At 70.8% G+C, this 19,254-nt stretch carries 16 protein-coding genes; 8 read left to right on the forward strand and 8 right to left on the reverse strand.

Annotation, left to right across the window (positions count from 1 at the left end; genetic code table 11):
• Positions 1-19 precede the first annotated feature (19 nt).
• Positions 20-904: a succinate--CoA ligase subunit alpha gene (gene sucD / locus AB0N66_RS21120; protein WP_365437100.1), complete on the forward strand. Its 885-nt coding sequence runs from the start codon at positions 20-22 to the stop codon at positions 902-904.
• Positions 905-1,015: 111 nt separating this feature from the next.
• On the opposite strand, the gene AB0N66_RS21125 is transcribed toward sucD, so the two are convergent.
• The gene (locus AB0N66_RS21125) at positions 1,016-2,236 is read right to left on the reverse strand and encodes a helix-turn-helix domain-containing protein (RefSeq protein WP_365437513.1); all 1,221 of its coding nucleotides are present in this window, start codon (positions 2,234-2,236) and stop codon (positions 1,016-1,018) included.
• 108 nt (positions 2,237-2,344) lie between these two features.
• On the opposite strand from AB0N66_RS21125, the gene AB0N66_RS21130 reads away from it, so the two are divergent.
• On the forward strand, positions 2,345-4,006 hold the full coding sequence (locus tag AB0N66_RS21130) for a DUF6350 family protein (RefSeq protein ID WP_365437103.1): 1,662 nt from the start codon (positions 2,345-2,347) through the stop codon (positions 4,004-4,006).
• 215 nt (positions 4,007-4,221) lie between these two features.
• On the opposite strand, the gene AB0N66_RS21135 is transcribed toward AB0N66_RS21130, so the two are convergent.
• Positions 4,222-5,145 carry a hypothetical protein gene (locus AB0N66_RS21135; protein WP_365437106.1) on the reverse strand — a complete coding sequence of 308 codons (924 nt, stop codon included), beginning with the start codon at positions 5,143-5,145 and terminating at the stop codon, positions 4,222-4,224.
• A 557-nt stretch (positions 5,146-5,702) separates the two neighbouring features.
• Between AB0N66_RS21135 and purN the strand changes: the two genes are divergently transcribed.
• Together purN and purH are read left to right on the forward strand one after the other, a co-directional pair.
• The gene (gene purN, locus AB0N66_RS21140) at positions 5,703-6,332 is read left to right on the forward strand and encodes a phosphoribosylglycinamide formyltransferase (protein ID WP_365437109.1); all 630 of its coding nucleotides are present in this window, start codon (positions 5,703-5,705) and stop codon (positions 6,330-6,332) included.
• Positions 6,329-7,897 (forward strand): bifunctional phosphoribosylaminoimidazolecarboxamide formyltransferase/IMP cyclohydrolase, encoded by a 1,569-nt coding sequence (gene purH / locus AB0N66_RS21145; protein WP_365437112.1) that lies wholly within the window; start codon positions 6,329-6,331, stop codon positions 7,895-7,897. The genes purN and purH overlap by 4 nt, the downstream gene beginning before the upstream one ends.
• Positions 7,898-8,009: 112 nt before the next feature.
• Here purH and AB0N66_RS21150 read toward each other — a convergent pair whose 3' ends face one another.
• From AB0N66_RS21150 to AB0N66_RS21165, 4 genes are all read right to left on the reverse strand, one after another.
• Entirely contained in the window at positions 8,010-8,411 is a 402-nt protein-coding gene (locus AB0N66_RS21150) for a hypothetical protein (RefSeq protein ID WP_365437115.1), read from the reverse strand.
• Positions 8,412-8,501: 90 nt separating this feature from the next.
• Positions 8,502-10,067, reverse strand: coding sequence for a protein kinase (locus AB0N66_RS21155; RefSeq protein ID WP_365437118.1), 1,566 nt, complete (start codon positions 10,065-10,067; stop codon positions 8,502-8,504).
• Positions 10,064-10,822, reverse strand: a complete 759-nt coding sequence (locus AB0N66_RS21160) for an FHA domain-containing protein (protein ID WP_365437121.1) — start codon at positions 10,820-10,822, stop codon at positions 10,064-10,066. The genes AB0N66_RS21155 and AB0N66_RS21160 overlap by 4 nt, the downstream gene beginning before the upstream one ends.
• A gap of 165 nt (positions 10,823-10,987) precedes the next feature.
• On the reverse strand, positions 10,988-11,596 hold the full coding sequence (locus AB0N66_RS21165; protein WP_365437124.1) for an RDD family protein: 609 nt from the start codon (positions 11,594-11,596) through the stop codon (positions 10,988-10,990).
• Positions 11,597-11,838: 242 nt separating this feature from the next.
• Between AB0N66_RS21165 and AB0N66_RS21170 the strand changes: the two genes are divergently transcribed.
• The 4 genes from AB0N66_RS21170 (at position 11,839) to AB0N66_RS21185 (ending at position 16,825) form a co-directional block, all read left to right on the forward strand.
• Positions 11,839-12,693, forward strand: coding sequence for a bifunctional methylenetetrahydrofolate dehydrogenase/methenyltetrahydrofolate cyclohydrolase (locus AB0N66_RS21170; protein ID WP_365437125.1), 855 nt, complete (start codon positions 11,839-11,841; stop codon positions 12,691-12,693).
• Between the two features lie 202 nt (positions 12,694-12,895).
• Positions 12,896-13,405 (forward strand): DUF3017 domain-containing protein, encoded by a 510-nt coding sequence (locus AB0N66_RS21175; RefSeq protein ID WP_365437516.1) that lies wholly within the window; start codon positions 12,896-12,898, stop codon positions 13,403-13,405.
• A gap of 659 nt (positions 13,406-14,064) precedes the next feature.
• A complete protein-coding gene (locus AB0N66_RS21180; RefSeq protein ID WP_365437128.1) occupies positions 14,065-15,348 on the forward strand; it encodes a DUF2690 domain-containing protein in 1,284 nt (427 codons plus the stop codon).
• A gap of 487 nt (positions 15,349-15,835) precedes the next feature.
• Positions 15,836-16,825, forward strand: a complete 990-nt coding sequence (locus AB0N66_RS21185; protein WP_365437131.1) for a malate dehydrogenase — start codon at positions 15,836-15,838, stop codon at positions 16,823-16,825.
• A 118-nt stretch (positions 16,826-16,943) separates the two neighbouring features.
• On the opposite strand, the gene AB0N66_RS21190 is transcribed toward AB0N66_RS21185, so the two are convergent.
• Positions 16,944-17,633, reverse strand: coding sequence for a siderophore-interacting protein (locus AB0N66_RS21190; RefSeq protein WP_365437133.1), 690 nt, complete (start codon positions 17,631-17,633; stop codon positions 16,944-16,946).
• Positions 17,634-17,679: 46 nt separating this feature from the next.
• Positions 17,680-19,068 (reverse strand): MFS transporter, encoded by a 1,389-nt coding sequence (locus AB0N66_RS21195; protein WP_365437519.1) that lies wholly within the window; start codon positions 19,066-19,068, stop codon positions 17,680-17,682.
• Positions 19,069-19,254: the final 186 nt, after the last annotated feature.

Below are 19,254 nucleotides of genomic sequence, written 5' to 3' on the forward strand. Positions count from 1 at the left end.
GACGAGGGAAACAACCGCCATGGCTATCTTCCTCAACAAGGACAGCAAGGTCATCGTCCAGGGCATGACCGGTGCCACGGGCATGAAGCACACCAAGCTCATGCTGGCCGACGGCTCGAACATCGTCGGCGGCGTCAACCCGCGCAAGGCGGGCACGTCGGTCGACTTCGACGGCACCGAGATCCCGGTCTTCGGCACGGTCGCCGAGGCGATCGAGAAGACGGGTGCGAACGTATCCGTCCTCTTCGTACCGCCGGCCTTCGCCAAGGCCGCCGTGGTCGAGGCCATCGACGCCGAGATCCCCCTCGCGGTCGTCATCACCGAGGGCATCGCCGTCCACGACTCCGCCGCCTTCTGGGCGTACGCGAAGTCGAAGGGCAACAAGACCCGCATCATCGGCCCGAACTGCCCCGGTCTCATCACCCCGGGCCAGTCGAACGCCGGCATCATCCCGGGCGACATCACGAAGCCGGGCCGCATCGGCCTGGTCTCGAAGTCCGGCACGCTGACGTACCAGATGATGTACGAGCTCCGTGACATCGGCTTTTCCTCCGCCGTCGGCATCGGTGGCGACCCGGTCATCGGCACGACGCACATCGACGCGCTCGCCGCGTTCGAGGCCGACCCCGACACCGACCTGATCGTGATGATCGGTGAGATCGGTGGCGACGCCGAGGAGCGTGCCGCGGAATTCATCGCGAAGAACGTGACGAAGCCGGTCGTCGGCTACGTCGCGGGCTTCACCGCGCCCGAGGGCAAGACCATGGGCCACGCCGGCGCCATCGTCTCCGGCTCCTCCGGCACGGCCGCCGCGAAGAAGGAGGCCCTCGAGGCCGCAGGCGTCAAGGTCGGCAAGACGCCGACCGAGACGGCGAAGCTCGCGCGCGCCATTCTCGGCAACTAGGCACAGCCTCAACAGCTGACAGCAGATAGCAGATAGCTGATAGCTGATACTCCTGGGCCGAACGCACGGACGGGCCCGCACCCCCATCGGGGTGCGGGCCCGTCCGCGTACTCAGCGGGTCTCCGGTACCAGCCTCTCCGGGCCGCTCACCGTCTGGGACTTGAGGAAGGCGTGCAGTTCCAGTTGCTCGTCGGAGAGCGGGCCGGGGGCGGCCCGGGGCGGCAGACCGCGGACGGTCGCGCCGGGCGCCATCGGGGGCTCGTAGTGGTCCGGGGCCGTTTGCAGGGTCAGCGAGGTGGCACCGATGAGCAGGACCGTGAAGGCGATGGCGGCGCGGGTCCAGGTGCGGGCGCGGTGTTCGCTGCCGTACCGGACGGTGCGCGGTTTCGCCGCGCGCAGCCGCTCCGTGGCGGCGAGGACGCTCAGACGCCGGTGCAGTTCGTCGGGAGCGGCCAGCTCCGGCAGGCGCGCGGCGACGGCCTCGCGCGCGTGCAGCAGCCGGTTGGCCGCCGCGGGCGTGCTCGCCTCCGTCTCGGCCGCGGTCTCCGGCAGGTCGAGCCCGATCCCGTCGTACAGCAGCAGCGTGCGCCGGTACACCGGCGGCAGCTTCAGGAATACGTCGAGCAGCGCGCGGTCCGCCGGATCGGCGGGCGGCGCCTCCGGCTGCCGGTGCCCGGGGCGTAGCCGATGCCAGGGGGAGAGCGCGTACTCGTACGCCGTCGCCCGCACCCACCCGGCCGGATCCCGGTCCACGGCCACCTCGGGCCAGCGGTGCCAGGCCAGTTGGAACGCCCGCTCCACGGACTCGCGCGCCAGCTCGCGCCGTCCGGTGAGCAGGTACGTCTGCCGTACGAGGGCGGGGGTGCAGAACGCGTAGAGGGCGTCGAAGGCCTGAGGGGGCGTCAGGGACGGGGGCGGGGGAGCCGGAGTTCTGGGTTCGGGTTCACCCTCGCTCTTGCCCTCGCTTTCCCTCCCACTCTCGCTCTCGCCTTCACCCTCGTGGGTGGCTTCGGCTGTGGACTCGGCTTCGGTTTCGGTTTCGGCTTTGGGGACCGGCTCCTGACGGGCGGTCACCTCGGACTCGTCTACGACGTCGGTCTCGGTCTCGTCTGCGACGTCGGCGGTCGTCGCCGGATCCGGCGCGGTCAGCAGTCTCACGTACGCTCCCCGTTTGCGGCCGCGCGGCGTCGTACGGCCGGACTCCCAAGAGCGCACCGTCTCGCGGGTGACGCCCACTCTGGCGGCAACGTCGGCCTGGCTCAGCGACTTGGCCTCGCGCAGGCGGCGGCGTTCCTTGGGGGATGGCAGCTGGGGCGCAGGGCTCTGTGTCAGCTCGGACTCCACAGCGCGCCCCTTCGTACGAAAAAGTACATAACCGTATATTGAGCGACACATCCGAGGTTCGCCTGTTACGACGAGAAAGCGCGTGTCGTTGGGAGCATGACGGGCGTGACCCAAATGACCGACCGCAGGCTGTCGTTGTCGCCCTTGCTCACCCGGATGCGCGACCGATCCCCCGGACTGGCCGCCAGCCTCCTGGGTGGCGCCCTCGCGGCGGGGCTCGGACTCGGCTCGTTCGCCGTACTCGTCATGGTGCTGTGGATCAGCTCCCCGTACCCCGACAGTGGACCGGGCGGCGCGCTGCACATGGCCGCGGCCCTCTGGCTGCTGGCCCACGGCGTCGAACTCGTCCGCACCGACACCCTCTCCGGAGTGCCCATGCCGGTGGGTGTCACACCGCTGCTCCTCGTCATGCTGCCGGTGTGGCTGCTGTACCGGGCGGGGCGCGACGCGGCTGATGACGAGTCAGAAGCGGCCCCCCGTACGGCTTGGGCGGGGGTCGTGGCCGGCTATCTGTCCGTCGGTGGGGCCGCCGCGCTGTATGCCTCGGGCGGGGAGTTGCGGCCCTCCTGGGTGTCGACCGCCGTGTGCCTGCCGCTGCTTGCCGCGGGCGCGGCGGGGGCGGGGGTGTGGACGGCGTACGGGCATCCTCGTGGGCCCATGCCCGCTTGGGTGCGCCGGGTTCTTGATGCCCTGCCTACGGGTGTACGCCGACACGTCGACGCCCATGCGCTCGCGCCGGATGCCCGTCGGTTCCTCGGCGGCGCGGCGCGGGCCGCCGGGGCCGGGGTGGCGGTGCTGGTCGGGGGAGGGGCGTTGCTCGTGGCCGTGTCGTTGGTGTGGCACGGGGGTGCGGCCCGCGGTTCCTTCCTTCAGCTCACCGAGGTGTGGTCGGGGCGGTTCGCCGTACTGCTGCTGTGCGTGGCGCTCGTGCCGAACGCCGCGGTGTGGGGGGCGTCGTACGGGCTCGGGCCCGGGGTTGTCCTGGGGGCTGGGCAGGTGGCGGGGCCGTTGTCCTCGGCGGTGCCCGGTTCGCTGCTGCCGGCCTTTCCGCTGCTGGCGGCTGTGCCGGAGGGGGCGGGGACGCCGTTGAGCTGGGTGAGCGGGGTGGTGCCGGTGGCCGCGGGGGTGACGGTGGCGTGGTTCGTGGTGGCTTGGGCGGTGCCGGGGGGCGAGGCGGGGAGCGGGGTGGTGTGGTCTCGGGGGCGGGCCGTTGGCGGTGTGCTGGTCGCGGCCGGGTTGTGCGGGGGTGTGTTCGCGGTGCTGGCCGGGATGGCCGGGGGGGCGCTCGGGGTTGCGGGGTTGGCCCATTTCGGGCCGGTGTGGTGGCAGGTGGGGGGTGCGGTGGTGTTGTGGGTTGTGGGGGTGGGGGTTCCTGTGGTGGTGGGGGTGCGGGGGTGGAGGGTGCGAGTTTGGGGGCGGCGGGTGCCTCGGGTTCGGGTGCCGAGGGTGTGGTCGCCGAGGGTGCGGTGGCCGTCGTGGTTCTCGTGGAGGAAGCGGGCCGGTGGTGACCGGGTGGTGGACGCTCCGGGGCGGGTGGGGGACCAGGCCGAGGGGCAGGCGCAGGCCCAGGGGCAGATGCAGGGTTCCGGCTTCGACGAGCCGTACGACCTCCTGCCCTCCGACAGCGTGGGGTCTCCGTGGCGCGAGGATGCGCCCCGTGAGGCCCGCTGGGCGGCGCTGAAGGAGGCGTCCGCTCCTGTGGAGCTGAGGGAGCCGGGGGAGCCGGGGGAACCGGGGGAACCGGGGGAACCGGGTTGAGACGTGGGGGGTGGGGATGCGGGTGCGGGCCTCGGGGTTTTTCGCCCCCTCCGCCCCTACCCGTCCCGTACCTGGGGGCTGCGCCCCCAGACCCCCGGTTCGGCCTGGACGTCCTCGTCCTCAACGCCGGACGGGCTGAAACGGGGCGTAGCCCCGGAAGGAAGGGACGGGTAGGGGCGGAGGGGGCGAAAAAGCCAAGGCCCGCCCCCCCACATCTACCCCTGCGTCCCCAAAATCCCCCGCAAATCCTTCGGCAGAAGGTCGTTGCAGGACTGTTTTGCGACGTTGGTGAGGGCGTCGTTGGTGCAGGAGTAGTAGTCGCTGTAGACGAGCTGGGCGGCGAAGCCGGCGGCGACCATGGCGATGGCAAGGGATGCGGTGACCAGGCCGCTCACCGCGGCGGACTTCTGGGGGCGGGCGTTCGCCGGGTCAGGGGCCGGGCTGTCCGGATCCGGGGTGCGGGGCTTGGCGCGCAGGGCGCTGATGCCCCAGTAGAGGGCGAGCGCGCCGAGCAGCAGGGCCACGTACGGCCAGTTGAAGAGGGCGAAGAAGAACGCCCACATACCGGAGAGCAGCGCGAACCGGGCGCGGCGCTGGGCCGGGTCCGTCGGGTCCCAGCGCGAACCGGTGCCCGGACCACTGCCGGGCCCTTCCTGGCCGCCCTGGCCTTGTCCCTGTCCCTGCGGCGCACCGGGGCGGTCGCCGAAACCGCCGCCGTTGGACGGCCCGGGCTGCCGGTCACTCCACTGGCTGCCCCACGGGGACTGCCCGGCAGGCCCGCCGGACTCGCCGGACTCACCGTGCTCGCCCGAACCCTCCGAGCCCTGCCCGTTCGCGGGCCGCCGTGGCTGCCATGGCCGGTCGGGCGTCCCATCCGGCGGCGGAGCGAACGGATTGTCGTCCGAGCCCGAGGAGGGGGAGCCTGAGCCCCCCGAGGAAGGGGAGCCTGAGCCCGAGGAAGGAGAGCCCGACGGAGGCGTGTCCGGGCCCTGTCCGCCCGAGGCCCCGTTCCCTTCGGCCGAGCCCCGCTCACCCGAAGGGTCGGAGCCGGGCGTGCCCCCGCCTTCCCGCGGCGGCACAGGCGAAGGGCGCCGCTCGCGCAGCAGGAGCGGAGGGAGTCGGAGACTGCGGTCCGGCATCAGGTGTGCGTCTTCCCCTTGGTGGTTCTGGCGGGCGGAGTGTCCACAGAGCTTTCGTGCCTGCCCGTGACTCGCGCCCCGGGCAGTCGACCGTTCCATCGAGGGCTCGCGCCCCGTGCGTGGGTGCCCGGGACCGATGCCCCGAGCGTTCGTACAGCAGGTCCGGCACTCAGGACTGGCGGCCCCGAGCCTTCGTAGCAGCAGGGCCGGCGCCCCAAGCACGTGTGCCCAGGACAACCGCCCCGGACCATCACGTACCCATCCCAGATCAACGCCCCGCGTACGCAAGGCGTTCCCCGCGATGGACGGTGGTCCCAGGTCGATCCTCCCCAGACGCTACCTTCCGGCCGCGCCCCCGTCCCGTGGGGGCCGCCCGGTGTGCCGGTATCGTTGCTGACGGTCGGCCGCTTCGTAGACTTCCCCGTATCCCGGGGCGCGATGCATTCGTACGAATGTACAAGTGTGGATGTACAAGTGCGGATGTACGCGTGTGAACGCATAGAACGAGCCTGGAACGCGCCGGCCGCGCAAACGCTCCCCCGAGAAAGGGCCCCACCGTGGCCGCCAAGCCCGTGGCCAAGCGCCTTGTCGTGCTGGTCTCCGGATCAGGTACGAATCTGCAGGCACTGCTCGACGCCATCGCGGAGGCGGGGACGGAGGCCTATGGGGCCGAGATCGTGGCCGTCGGCGCGGACCGGGACGGTATCGAGGGGCTCGCGCGAGCCGAGCGGGCCGGGCTGCCGACGTTCGTGAGCCGCGTCAAGGACTACGACACCCGTGACGAGTGGGACGCGGCACTCGCCGGGGCGACCGCCGCCCACGAGCCCGACCTCGTCGTCTCCGCCGGGTTCATGAAGATCGTGGGGAAGGAATTCCTCGCCCTGTTCGGCGGCAGGTTCGTCAACACGCATCCCGCGCTGCTGCCCAGTTTTCCCGGTGCCCATGGCGTGCGTGACGCGCTCGCGTACGGCGCGAGGGTCACCGGATGCACCGTCCACTTCGTCGACGACGGCGTCGACACCGGCCCGATCATCGCTCAGGGCGTGGTCGAGATCCGGGACGAGGACGACGAGAGCGCTCTGCACGAGCGCATCAAGGAAGTCGAGCGAAGGCTGCTCGTCGATGTCGTGGGGCGGCTCGCCCGCAACGGCTATCGCATTGAGGGACGAAAGGTAGTTATCCAGTGACCGCCACCGCCGAGAGCAACAAGCGGGTCATCCGACGCGCGCTTGTCAGCGTGTACGACAAGACCGGCCTCGAAGACCTGGCGCGCGGGCTGCACGAGGCCGGTGTCGAGCTCGTCTCCACCGGCTCCACCGCGTCGAAGATCGCCGCCGCGGGCGTCCCCGTCACCAAGGTCGAGGAGCTGACCGGCTTCCCCGAGTGCCTGGACGGCCGCGTCAAGACCCTGCACCCGAAGGTCCACGCCGGCATCCTCGCCGACCTGCGCCTCCCCGACCACCGGCGCCAGTTGGAAGAGCTCGGCGTCGAGCCGTTCGACCTCGTCGTCGTCAACCTCTACCCGTTCCGCGAGACCGTCGCCTCGGGCGCGACACCCGACGAGTGCGTCGAGCAGATCGACATCGGCGGCCCTTCGATGGTCCGCGCGGCAGCGAAGAACCACCCGTCCGTGGCCGTCGTCACCAGCCCCGCCCGCTACGCGGACGTCCTCGGCGCGGTCAAGAACGGCGGCTTCGACCTCACCACCCGCAAGCGGCTCGCGGCCGAGGCGTTCCAGCACACGGCGGCGTACGACGTGGCGGTCGCCTCCTGGTTCGCCGACGACTACGCCGCCGTCGACGACAGCGGTTTCCCCGACTTCCTCGGTGCGACGTACGAGCGCAAGAACACCCTGCGCTACGGCGAGAACCCGCACCAGGGCGCGGCCCTCTACGTCGACGGCACGGGCGGCCTCGCCGAGGCCGAGCAGCTGCACGGCAAGGAGATGTCGTACAACAACTTCACCGACACGGACGCCGCGCGCCGTGCCGCGTACGACCACGCCGAGCCCTGCGTCGCGATCATCAAGCACGCCAACCCCTGTGGAATCGCGGTCGGTTCGGATGTCGCCGAGGCGCACCGCAAGGCGCACGCCTGTGACCCGCTCTCCGCGTTCGGCGGGGTGATCGCGGTCAACCGGCCGGTCAGCAAGGAGCTGGCGGAGCAGGTCGCCGAGATCTTCACCGAGGTCATCGTCGCGCCCGGCTACGAGGACGGCGCCCTTGAGGCGCTCGCCAAGAAGAAGAACATCCGGGTGCTCAAGGCCGCGGGCGGCCCGTCCAACCCCGTCGAGGTCAAGCCCATCGACGGTGGCGCGCTGCTCCAGGTCACCGACCGTCTCCAGGCGGACGGCGACGACCCGGCGAACTGGACCCTGGCGACCGGCGAGGCGCTCGGCGACGCCGAACTGGCCGAACTGGCCTTCGCCTGGAAGGCCTGCCGGGCGGTCAAGTCCAACGCCATCCTCCTCGCCAAGGACGGTGCCTCGGTCGGCGTCGGCATGGGCCAGGTCAACCGCGTCGACTCCGCGAAACTGGCGGTGGAGCGGGCGGGCGAGGAGCGCGCGCAGGGCTCGTACGCTGCGTCCGACGCGTTCTTCCCGTTCCCCGACGGCCTGGAGATCCTGACCGCGGCCGGCGTCAAGGCCGTGGTCCAGCCCGGCGGTTCGGTCCGCGACGAGCTGGTGGTCGAGGCGGCGAAGAAGGCGGGCGTGACGATGTACTTCACGGGGACGCGGCACTTCTTCCACTGATCGAGAAGCTGATCGAGAAGCTGACCGAGACACGATCGAGAAGTACGGCTGATCCAAGAGTACGGCGGCCTCCGGCCCTCCCCGAGGGGCCGGAGGCCGCCGTGTACGTCGGTCAGCAGGTGGCCAGGCCGGGGATCGGCTCGTAGTTGTTGCCGCCCGACACCTTGTTGGCGGGGAACCAGCCCCAGCCGCCGTTGGAGTAGGCGTCGTCGCCCTGAGTCCACAGCCACCAGTTGTTCTTGGCATCCCCGACCGGCGCGTTCTCGCCGTACTGGATCTGGCAGACGAACCAGTTGTCGCCGGAGTAGAGGTAACCGGTGTCGGTCTCGTACAGGCCGACCACGTCGCCCTGGTAGTTGTGGCAGTAACGCGCGGTGTACGTCTTGCCGAACGCCTGCTTCTGGCCCGCGTTCCCCCAACAGCCGTCCGCCGCCGCCGCGCTGCCCGGCGTCAGGGCGAGCGCGCCCGCCGCCAGTACCGCCGCCGCGCCGAGCGATGCGAGTGTGCGCTTCATGGTGTGTCCCTCCGGTCGTGCCACCCCCGTTGGTGGACATGACCACAGTGGCGGCGCGGGGCCGCGAGGGGTACCTCGGATGTCCGAGGGTCACTTTTTCCCCTGTGGGGTGTACTCCTTCAGGTAGTGAGCGACGCGGTCGGCGTACGGGCGGTACTTCGGGGGAACGCCGCCCGCGTCGTTCACTACTTTGTACGAGGTGCGGTACGCGCCGGCGATCAGTACCCGGCGGTCGCCCTTCAGGCCCGAGTCCAGGCGTGGCGAGATCCAGCACAGGTACCGGCCCATCGCCGGGATGGACTCGGCGGGCGGGAAAGGCGGTTGGGGGACCTCCTCCTCGGGTGTGCCGTCGGCGTTCATCCACCAGCGCAGCACGCTCGGGGTCCAACGGGCGATGCCGTACTCGTTCTTGGCGGGGTCGGCCAGGTCCGGGTCGAAGTCGCTCTCCACCTTCAGCATGGCGGCGAGCAAGGACGGCGTGACGTCTCCATGTGAGCAGTCGTGCGCCGTCTCGACGATCAACAGGCGGTAGGCGGGCGGAATACCGCGGTCGGTACGGAGATCGGCGGCGCCGTACGCGGTGGCGGTGACGTTGTTGGTCTCGCCGGTTCGCTTCCCGCCCTGACTGTTGTCGTCGGCCCAGGTGCTGATGCCGTACCCGAGCGCCGCGACGGCGACGGTGGCGACAGCCGAAGCGCCGAGCACCAGCGCCGAGCGGCGCCCGCGCCGCGCGAACAGGCGGGGCAGCCGCGACCGCCGCCCGCACGTGCCGGCCGCCGCTTCCACGCGCCGCAGCAGCGCCTCCCCGGTGACCCTTTCCTGGTGCGTACGGGCCAGACAGTCCCGCACGATCTCCCGCCAGGTGTCCGGGAGTTGAGGAGACAGGCGTAACTCGTCCGTGCCGCGTGCGTAGGCGACGGCCGCGTCCCGGCGGGCCGAGGAAGTGCCGCCGGGCAGCGGGTAGGAGTCGGTGAGCACGAGGTGGGCTAGGACGCCGAAGGCCCAGATGTCCGCCGACGGCCTGATCCGGCGGCCGCGTTCGCCGATCTCCGCCCACAGGAGCTCGGGCGGGGTGTAGTCGGGCGTCGAGAAGGCGGGCGTGTACGCATGGGTGCCCTCCATCTCGGCGGCCATGTTGAAGTCGGCGAGCCGGGCCGAACCGTCCTTCATCAGCAGCACATTGGCCGGTTTCAGATCCCCGTGCACCCAGCCCGCCTGGTGCAGCTGGGTCAGCCCCTCGCAGATCTGTGCGAGCAGCCCAGGACCGTCGGCGGGGCGCGGCGTCCGCGACAGCAGCGCGGCCAGGGAGTCTTCCGCCTTCTCCAGTACGAGGACGGTGGCGCCGTCGATTCCGGGGTGGGCCGGGTCGTCGACCGTCAGGGTCTCGTAGAGGCGGATGAGGCGGGGGGCGGAGCGCAGTCGACTGAGCAACTCCAGTTCGCGTTCGGCCAGTTCGCGCAGGTGGGTGAGCTGGCGGGGCGTGTGGGTGCCGGTGGAGAGGAACTTGAGCGCGGCCGTGTCGGGGAGTCCCGTCCGCGATTCGGCGCGGCGTGCCTCGTACACGCTCCCGAACGCTCCCGTCGCGATCGGTTCGCGTACCTCCCAACTCCCCACGCGGTAGCCCTTGGGCACCGACACCGCGTACGGCTCGCTCACCGGGCACCCCCTGGCACGGGCGCCGTCAGGACGGTGAGATCGGACTCGAGGACAAGATCGAAGCGGAGCGCCAGGGAGACCAAGGATTCTTTCTTGCCGTTGAGGCGGGGGCCCGCGTCCGCCGTGTCGGGGCCGGGCTTGAGACGGAGTTTCACCGCCAGGTAGTCGATGTTCCACTGGACGTTGGCGCGGCTGGCCGAGGGCCAGTTGGGGCGCAGCCGGTCCACCACCTGGTCGACGGTGGGGATCGGGGCGTGCGGTTCGCCGCGCAGCCGGGGTTCGCACAGGGCGGCCAGGACCGCGAAGTAGCGTTTGGTGCGGTCCACGGAGAAGGCGGGTGTGGTGGTCGCGCCGTCGAGGGCGCCGGGGGAGCGGAGATAGTCGTGGCGGGGCGCCCACACCTGAATGGGCAGCAGGTCACCCGCCGCGGGCAGCACGATCCGGGAGAACTCGAAGGGGACGGGAGCGTCCAGGCGCCCCGGGCCGACCTTGATGTGTTCGCCCGCGCCCTCCGGGTTCTCGACGACGTACGTCTGGTGCGCGGAGAGGTTGCTGAGTACCCAGAAGGCACCCTGCGCGGCGATCTGACCGGCACGGCGGGAGACGCCCTCGTGCGGGATCGCCAGAGCGTTGTCGCGCGCGGAACGCCCGAAACTCAGCCGTTCGCCGGGCGCGAGCCGGAACTGGGCCGCGCTCTGGTCAGGTCCTTGCTCGTCCTCCGTGGTCGGCGGAGGTACCACGATGATGCTGTACAAGATGCGACTCCCCGGGCCTGGCATCTACCGGAGTCAGGGTAGGTCGACACACCAGGGCCGTGTCTCCCCTTGTGCACGGTGAGACACGGCCCTTGGAACGAATGGCGCGAACTGTTCAGCGGCGCCGGAGTCTTCCGGAGCGCCGTCGCTCGCGCGGGCGCGTTGTTACGAGGTGCGGATCACGATCGAGGAGCACACCTTGTCGGCGAACGTCTGCTTCTTGGCGTCCCACGCCGGCCACAGATAGCCCAGGTAGCAAGGCAGGCCGTCGAGGAAGTGGGCGAGCCGGCGGACGAACGCCATGCCGACGCCGAGCGGCTGGCCGTCGATCTCGCGCACCAGACGGATGCCGAGCGCCTTCTTGCCGACGGTCTGGCCGGTGCGGCCCTCCTGGATCAGCTGCCAGATCGCGAGGCCGATGAGGGCGATGGCGCCGATCGCCACCAGCGCCCCATTGTCACCGCCGACGATCACGATGGCGTAGGGGACGGCGAACACGAGCATGTCGACCAGGGTGCCGAGGAAGCGCTGGCCCCAGTTCGCGTACGGCGGCTGGGCGCCGTAGCCGGGCTGCTGCGGGTAGCCGTAACCGGGCTGTCCGCCCTGCGGGTAGCCCGGCTGCTGCGGGTATCCGTAACCCTGCTGCGGCGGGACGCCGGGGGGTGTCTGCGGGGCGCCGTAGCCGGGCTGCCCCTGCTGCGGGTAGCCGTAACCGGGCTGTCCCTGCTGTGGGTCCTGCGGCTGTCCGTACGGGTTGGGTGAGCCGTAACTCATGGCGATTTTCCTCCAGGCAAAAGGCGGGGACGGCGCGGATGGCGCGGAGGAACGTCACGATATGAGCGGTATGCCCCCCAACACGGACCGCGATGGTGCACCGCATATCGTTCTGTGACAGGCCAGTTCTTGTCCAGCCGATAACCACATATGTTGTGCAGCTGCAATCTTCGTGATCTTCCCGGTCCGGTCCGGCTCCGCCCGATTGGAACCAGGACACGGTCATCCGGGAGGATGGGGCCATGACCGCCCAGATTCTCGATGGCAAGGCCACCGCAGCCGCGATCAAGTCCGACCTGACCGTCCGCGTGGCGGCCCTGAAGGAGAAGGGCGTCACGCCCGGCCTGGGGACCGTCCTGGTAGGGGGCGACCCCGGCAGCCAGAAGTACGTCGCAGGCAAGCACCGCGACTGCGCACAGGTGGGCATCGCCTCCATCCAGCGCGAACTGCCCGCCACCGCCACGCAGGAGGAGATCGAGGCGGTGGTACGGGAGTTGAACGAAGACCCCACCTGCACGGGGTACATCGTCCAGCTGCCGCTCCCCAAGGGCATCGACGAGAACCGCATCCTGGAGCTGATGGACCCGGACAAGGACGCGGACGGCCTGCACCCGATGAACCTCGGCCGGCTGGTGCTGAACGAGCCGGCCCCGCTGCCCTGCACCCCCAACGGCGTCCTCACCCTCCTGCGCCAGTACGGCGTCGAGATCAAGGGCGCCGAGGTCGTGGTCGTCGGCCGTGGCGTGACCATCGGGCGTCCGATGCCGCTGCTGCTCACGCGGCGCACCGAGAACGCGACGGTGACGCAGTGCCACACCGGCACGCGTGACCTCTCCTCGCACCTCAAGCGCGCCGACATCATCGTCGCCGCGGCGGGCTCCGCTCATCTCATCCGCGCCGAGGATGTGAAGCCGGGCGCCGCCGTCCTCGACGTCGGTGTCTCGCGCAGCGCCGAGGGCAAGATCGTCGGCGACGTTCACCCGGACGTCGCCGAGGTCGCCGCCTGGATCTCCCCGAACCCCGGCGGCGTCGGCCCGATGACCCGCGCCCAGCTGCTCGTCAACGTGGTGGAAGCGGCGGAGCGCAGTGTCGGCTGAGGGCGCCAACTCCGGGAAGACGGACGAGAAGTCCGGTGAGCAGTCCGGCGAGAAGTCAGGTGAGGAGACCGGTGCGCAGTCCAGTGCGCAGTCCGGTGAGAAGACCGGCGAGTCGGCCGCTGTGCCGAAGGGGCTGAGCAACGCCGCCGAGCCGGTCGCAGGGGATGTGTCGAGCAACGGCGCCGAGCCCGTCGTACGAGATGTGTCGGGCAACGGCGCCGAACCGGCCGTACGGGACACCCCGGGCGCCAGCAGTGACGGTGACGCGGCCGAGCCGGTCGTGGTCGACCCCGTGAGCGCGCCCGACGCCGAGGGGAATCCTCGGCGTGCCACGCGGCGCTTTCCGCTGTTCACGCGGGACACCGCGCGGCCCGAGGGTGGTGGCCGGGCGGCGCCCAGGGACGCCCCGGCGCCCGCGCGCCAGTGGCCGATCCTCCTCGTGCTCTCGCTGGTCGCGCTCGGCCTGCTGCTGACGGCCTTCGACGTGTTCCGGTACGGCACGATCCTGATCGGTGTCGCGCTGCTGGGGGGCGCCGCGCTGCGCTGGACCCTGCCCGACGTGGGCATGCTCGCGGTGCGCTCCCGCTTCACGGACCTGGTGACGTACGGAGTGCTCGGCGTGGCCATCGTGCTGCTCTCGCTGATGGCGCAGCCCAATCCGTGGCTGGTGATCCCGTTCCTGGACGACACCCTGCACTTCACGGTTCGCTGAGGGGCTCGGGCTCTCCCGCGTCGGCGACACGGCAGCGGCCCGTCCTCTCCCCCGAGCAAGGACGGGCCGCGGCCGGGCGAGTGTTCCGCCCGGGAGTAACACTTGTGCACGGGAACAGACTGTTCAACACCTGTCAGCCCGCTGTGGCACGGAAGTGACCATTCCGCTACGGTGTCCGCGCCGTGCAACGGAAACCGTGCCCGCGCGGTCACCGATGCGGCAACTCCCTTTGTGGGCACGGTAGTTCGTGGCCTCCGGGCGAGCTGAGCACTCCCGTGGCGCCTGAGGCAACACCTGTGTTCCCGTTGTGTCGATGTCTTGACAAGTTCAAGGATTTACCCTGATCCAACCCAACAGTCGGGTTAACGTGGCCAATCGGGACGGTCCGGGACGTCCTGTGCGGAAGCCAGGGGGTTCGACCGGTCGTACAACAATGCCGATGGGACACTGGACCGCAGACCAACGGGCGTGCAACGGTGCATGCCTCCGCCCGAATGCTCCCGTGCGCCCCCATCCCGGGAACTGAGATCCTTACCGAACACATCCCTGTGGGTAGTCAGAACGGGGACTCGGCGGAGGGGCGCCGTGCGCGGGACAGTGCTTGACGTACGGGGAACAACCAGCCACGTACGGGGGGAAAGAAGTAGGGGGGAGTAGCAATGCCTCGTTGGAGGGCCTTGCCGGACGAACTCGATCCGCAGGTCAGAGAGTTTGCCAGCCAGTTGCGCCGGCTCGTCGACCGGAGCGGCCTGAGTATCGCCGCCGTGGCCGACCGTACCGGTTACAGCAAGACGTCCTGGGAGCGTTACCTCAACGGCCGGCTCCTCGCGCCCAAGGGCGCGATCGTCGCCCTGGCCGAGGTGACCGGCACCAATCCCATGCATCTGACCACCATGTGGGAGCTGGCCGAGCGGGCCTGGAGCCGTTCGGAAATGCGCCACGACATGACCATGGAAGCGATCCGGATCTCCCAGGCGCGCGCCGCGCTCGGCGAGTTCGGCGCGCCCCCGGCGAACGGGGGCAACGGCAAGCAGGCTCGCAAGAGCGGCAGCACCACTGTGACACCGGGGATCGCAGGCCCCGCGGGGGTGTCGCCGTCGGTGCCACCGCAGCCGTCGGCCACGGACGTGGAGGACTCGTCCGGCGGGAGCCCCGGCGGTTCCGTGCGCGGGGCTTCGCCGTACGGAGCGTCGTCGCAGGGGGCCTCTTCGCAAGGTGCTTCTTCGTACGGGGGTGGCTCGTCCGGCGGGGGCGGGCGGGGCGGCGGCTGGGGGGTCGTCGCCACGCCGCCGTCCGGTGGCGGCGGGCAGTTCGGGCCCGTGCGGCCGGCAGGTCCGTCCAGTCCTGTGGGGGCTGCCGATCCTGGCGGATCTGCCGGTCCTGGCGGTCGTCCGCCTCAGGACGCTCGGCCCTCCGGCGGTGGCCGGGGTTCGCCCGACGGGGCGCGGCGCAAGCGGCGGCTCACGATGTTCCTCGCGGGGGTCGTCGGTGCTCTCGTCGTGGTCGCCGCGGCGGTATTCCTGACCAGTGACGGCGACAAGAAGGACGAGAGCACGACCAAGGCGCCCACGACCTCGGTCGCCGCTCCCGATCCCGACCTGCCGGCCGGTGTGAAGTGCAGTGGCGCGGACTGTGCCGGCGCGGACCCGGAGAACATGGGCTGCGGCGGTGAGCTGGCGACGACTGCCACCAGCGTCACCGTCGGTACGACCCTCGTCGAGGTCCGCTACAGCGAGACCTGCTCCGCCGCCTGGGCCCGCATCACGCAGGCCGTCGTGGGCGACACGGTCGAGGTGTCCGCAGGCACGGGCGCCGAGGCCAAGCAGACCGGGTCGGTCGACGTGGACACCGACGCGTACACACCGATGGTGGCGGTGAAGGACGCCGGCGACGCGACGGCGTGCGCGACGCTGGCGTCGGGGGAGACGGGCTGCACGAAGTAGGCGGTTCCAGGTGGCCGGTTCCAGCCCGTCCGGCGTTTGAGGACGAGCGCGTTCAGCGTGACAGGGGGGTCCGGGGGCGCAGCCCCCAGGGACGGGACGGGTAGGGGCGGAGGGGGCGAAAAAACCTCCCCCCACCCCGGAATGCCCGGCCCCATCGGGGGCAGACGCACCGGTACCCCCACGGGATCCGGAACCCCGGTACCCCATCGGCGGTCGCCGAGCCCACTCTCCCGGGCCCGGCGGCCGCCTCCCCACAGGGTTCTGTGGACCGTTCTGTGGGCTGGGCCACACGGACCCGGACACTCGGGCTCCCGGATGCGCGATAGCCTGACGGCGGATCTCTCTTGACGCCAAGAGATCGATCATCGGTGCCGACGCCAAGAGGCCGATCACCGGTACCCCTGATCGATCGAAGCGGCGGACACAGGGGAGTTCCTGCACCCCGGGGCAGCGACGCCCCACCCCCAGCTGTCCTACGGAGAACGCCATGACCCGCACTCCCGTGAACGTCACCGTCACCGGCGCGGCCGGCCAGATCGGTTACGCCCTGCTCTTCCGCATCGCCTCCGGCCAGCTGCTCGGCGCGGACGTGCCGGTCAAGCTGCGCCTCCTGGAGATCACCCCGGCGCTCAAGGCCGCCGAGGGCACCGCGATGGAGCTCGACGACTCGGCCTTCCCGCTCCTCGCCGGGATCGACATCACGGACGACCCGAACGTCGCCTTCGCCGGCGCCAACGTCGGTCTCCTCGTCGGCGCCCGCCCCCGCACCAAGGGCATGGAGCGCGGCGACCTCCTTTCGGCCAACGGCGGCATCTTCAAGCCGCAGGGCAAGGCCATCAACGACAACGCCGCCGACGACATCAAGATCCTCGTCGTGGGCAACCCGGCGAACACCAACGCGCTCATCGCGCAGGCCGCCGCCCCGGACGTACCGGCCGAGCGCTTCACCGCGATGACCCGTCTGGACCACAACCGCGCGCTCACGCAGCTCGCGAAGAAGACGGGTTCGACGGTCGCCGACATCAAGCGCCTGACGATCTGGGGCAACCACTCGGCCACCCAGTACCCCGACATCTTCCACGCCACGGTCGGTGGCAAGAACGCCGCCGAGGTCGTCAGCGACGAGAAGTGGCTCGCCGAGGACTTCATCCCGACGGTCGCCAAGCGCGGCGCCGCCATCATCGAGGCCCGCGGCGCCTCGTCGGCCGCCTCCGCCGCCAACGCCGCCATCGACCACGTGTACACCTGGGTCAACGGCACCGAGGACGGCAACTGGACCTCCATGGGCATCCCCTCGGACGGTTCCTACGGCGTCCCGGAGGGCCTCATCTCCTCCTTCCCGGTCACCACGAAGGACGGCTCGTACGAGATCGTCCAGGGCCTGGACATCAACGAGTTCTCCCGCGCCCGCATCGACGCGTCGGTCCAGGAACTGACGGAGGAGCGCGAGGCGGTCCGCGCCCTCGGCCTCATCTGAGCCACCCGCAGGCCGTTCACCACGGCTCTGTCATGGGCTTTCACGGGCCCCGTTCCGGTTACGACCGGAACGGGGCCCGTGCCATGTCACGCACGACCGCCTCAGGCAGGGGGTGCCCCTACTCGAGCCCGCGCTTCCCCGGCGCCCAGAACGGCTTGGTGAGGACGGAGCGTCGGTCCCAGCCCAACTCCCCTGCGAGCACCTGCCGGACCTGCTGCACCGTACGGGCCTCGCCGGCGACGTAGGCGATTCCGCCCGGCTCGGGGGCGAGGTGCTGTACCGCGGCCGGGAGGGAAGTCCCGCCCCTGGTAAGCCAGTTGAGCCGGTCCGAGTGCGGCAACGGCAGCCGGTCCTCAACCGTCTCTGTCTCCACGCAGCCGGACACACGCGATCCCTCGGGCAGTGCGGCCAGCATCGCGCCGAAGGCGACGGAGGCCGTCTCCTCGCCGATGAAGACATGATGGGTGGCGTCGGGGCGGAGGGTGAACGACCCTTCGGGCTTGCCCAGTCGGACCTGCGTGCCGATCTCGACGTCGTGACCCCAGCGTGCTCCGGGTCCCGCCCCGGCGTGGTCCAGCACACACAACTCGACGGCGCCGGACGGGTCGTAGCGCCACACGGAGTACGTACGGCGGGTCAGTCCGGAGGTGACCAGGACGCGTACCTGCTGCCCGGGGTGCACGCCGAGTCCGGTGAGGGCATCTCCCTCGATGCGGAGTCGGCGCATGCGGGCGGTGATCGGTCCGGCCTCGGTGACGGTGCCGCGGAGCATCAGCAGGTCGAGGACGGGGTTCAGGAGGGCGGGCACTGGTGGCTCCTCAAGTGGGCTGTTCGCAAGGGGAGTTGGTCGGTCATCAGGGGCGGGATGAACGCGATAGTACGCGTTTCTTGTTGGACGCGATAGTGCGTGTGGTGGTCCGGTCGCGGTGTCCGGCGACCACGAGTGCTGTCGCCGCGAGGACGATCAGGGCCACCGTGCGCAGCGCCGGGCCCATGCCGTGGGCGAGGTCGGGGTGGCCGGCCAGGATCGTGCCGGTGACCGCTACGCCGAGGGCCGCGCCGAGTTCGCGGGCCGAGGTGCCGAGACCGGAACCGAGGCCCGTCTGGTGCGGCGGCAGCGAGGTGACGACGCCGACCGTGAGCGCGGGCATGGACAGCCCGGTGCCCGCGGAGATGATGAGCAGCCAGCAGGCGTACGTCCAGTAGGGCGTGCCCGCGTCGGCCGTGGACGCGCCGAGCAGGCCCAGGCCGATGAGTGCGAGACCGGCGCCGATGACCGGACGCGGGCGGTGCGACCAGCGGACGGCGAGCCTCGGGACGAGGGCCATGCCGATCGTCAGCGGCACGATCGCGATGCCGGTGACGGCGGCGCCGTAGCCCTTGATGCCTTGCAGGTACTGGGAGTTGACGTAGAAGAGGGAGAACAGGCCGAAGAAGCCGGTGGCCGTGCCGAGGGTGGCCGCGCGGAGGGTGGGAGAGGCGAAGACGCGCGGGTCGAGGAGCGGGGTGCGGGAGCGCAGGGCGTGGCGGGTGAACGCGGCGATCAGTACGGCGCCTGCCGTGAAGGCCGTGACGATGCGCGGCGAGGTCCAGCCGTACGTCGGGCCCTCGATGATGCCGAAGAGGACCGCGACCAGGCCCGTGGTCAGGAGCAGGGTGCCGGTGGGGTCGAGGTTGCTGTGTGCGGCGCGTTCCGTGCGGGGTGTGGTGAGGGCGACCGCGAGGGCCAGCAGGACGGCCAGCGGGACCATCACCCCGAACAGGGCGCGCCAGGACAGGAACTGACCGACCAGGCCGCCGCCGACGTTGCCGGCGAGTCCGCCGAGGCCGAGCGCGAGCGTCCAGGACGCCATCGCTCGCGACCGGTGTTCCGGCACGGAGAGGTGCACCAGGATCGACATCGTCGCCGGGGTGATCAGTGCAGCGCCCGCGCCGGACAGGCCGCGGCCCGCGATCAGCGTCGCCGGGTTCTGGGCGAGCGCGCTGGTGGCGGCGCCCGCCGCGAACAGGGCGAGTCCGGCGAGCAGGGCGCCCTTGCGCCCGTGCCGGTCGCCGAGCGCGCCGGCCGGGATGAGGAGTGCGGCGAAGGCGATGACGTACGCGTCGACCATCCACAGCAGCTCGGTGTGCGAGGGGTGCAAGGACGACGAACTCAGCTGTGGCATAAGGAGGTTGATGGCGGCGACCATGCTCTGGGCGACCAGGACGCAGGCGCAGAGGGTCAGCAGGGTGGACCGTTTCAGGGTGGGCCTTGGAGCGGGGTTCGGGGCGGGGTCTGGGGCGGGGCTTGGGGTGGGCTTCAGGGCGTACGAGGGCACGGCTCCTCCAGGGAGTCCGGTGTGGTGGTGGGTGCCCTGTCACCGTAGGCTCGGCGGTGACCTGCTTTCCAGTGCAACCTTTGCAAGGGATGAATGCGTATGACGCAATCC

It is taken from the genome of Streptomyces sp. NPDC093544, from assembly GCF_040683495.1.
In the GTDB taxonomy this organism is placed as follows: domain Bacteria; phylum Actinomycetota; class Actinomycetes; order Streptomycetales; family Streptomycetaceae; genus Streptomyces.

Excerpts from the sequence above, each read along its gene's own strand:
- sucD (WP_365437100.1), top strand. The coding sequence starts at position 20 with ATGGCTATCTTCCTCAACAAGGACAGCAAGGTCATCGTCCAGGGCATG.
- AB0N66_RS21130 (WP_365437103.1), top strand. The coding sequence starts at position 2,345 with ATGACGGGCGTGACCCAAATGACCGACCGCAGGCTGTCGTTGTCGCCC.
- AB0N66_RS21135 (WP_365437106.1), bottom strand. The coding sequence starts at position 5,145 with ATGCCGGACCGCAGTCTCCGACTCCCTCCGCTCCTGCTGCGCGAGCGG.
- AB0N66_RS21150 (WP_365437115.1), bottom strand. The coding sequence starts at position 8,411 with ATGAAGCGCACACTCGCATCGCTCGGCGCGGCGGCGGTACTGGCGGCG.
- AB0N66_RS21165 (WP_365437124.1), bottom strand. The coding sequence starts at position 11,596 with ATGAGTTACGGCTCACCCAACCCGTACGGACAGCCGCAGGACCCACAG.
- AB0N66_RS21170 (WP_365437125.1), top strand. The coding sequence starts at position 11,839 with ATGACCGCCCAGATTCTCGATGGCAAGGCCACCGCAGCCGCGATCAAG.
- AB0N66_RS21180 (WP_365437128.1), top strand. The coding sequence starts at position 14,065 with ATGCCTCGTTGGAGGGCCTTGCCGGACGAACTCGATCCGCAGGTCAGA.
- AB0N66_RS21185 (WP_365437131.1), top strand. The coding sequence starts at position 15,836 with ATGACCCGCACTCCCGTGAACGTCACCGTCACCGGCGCGGCCGGCCAG.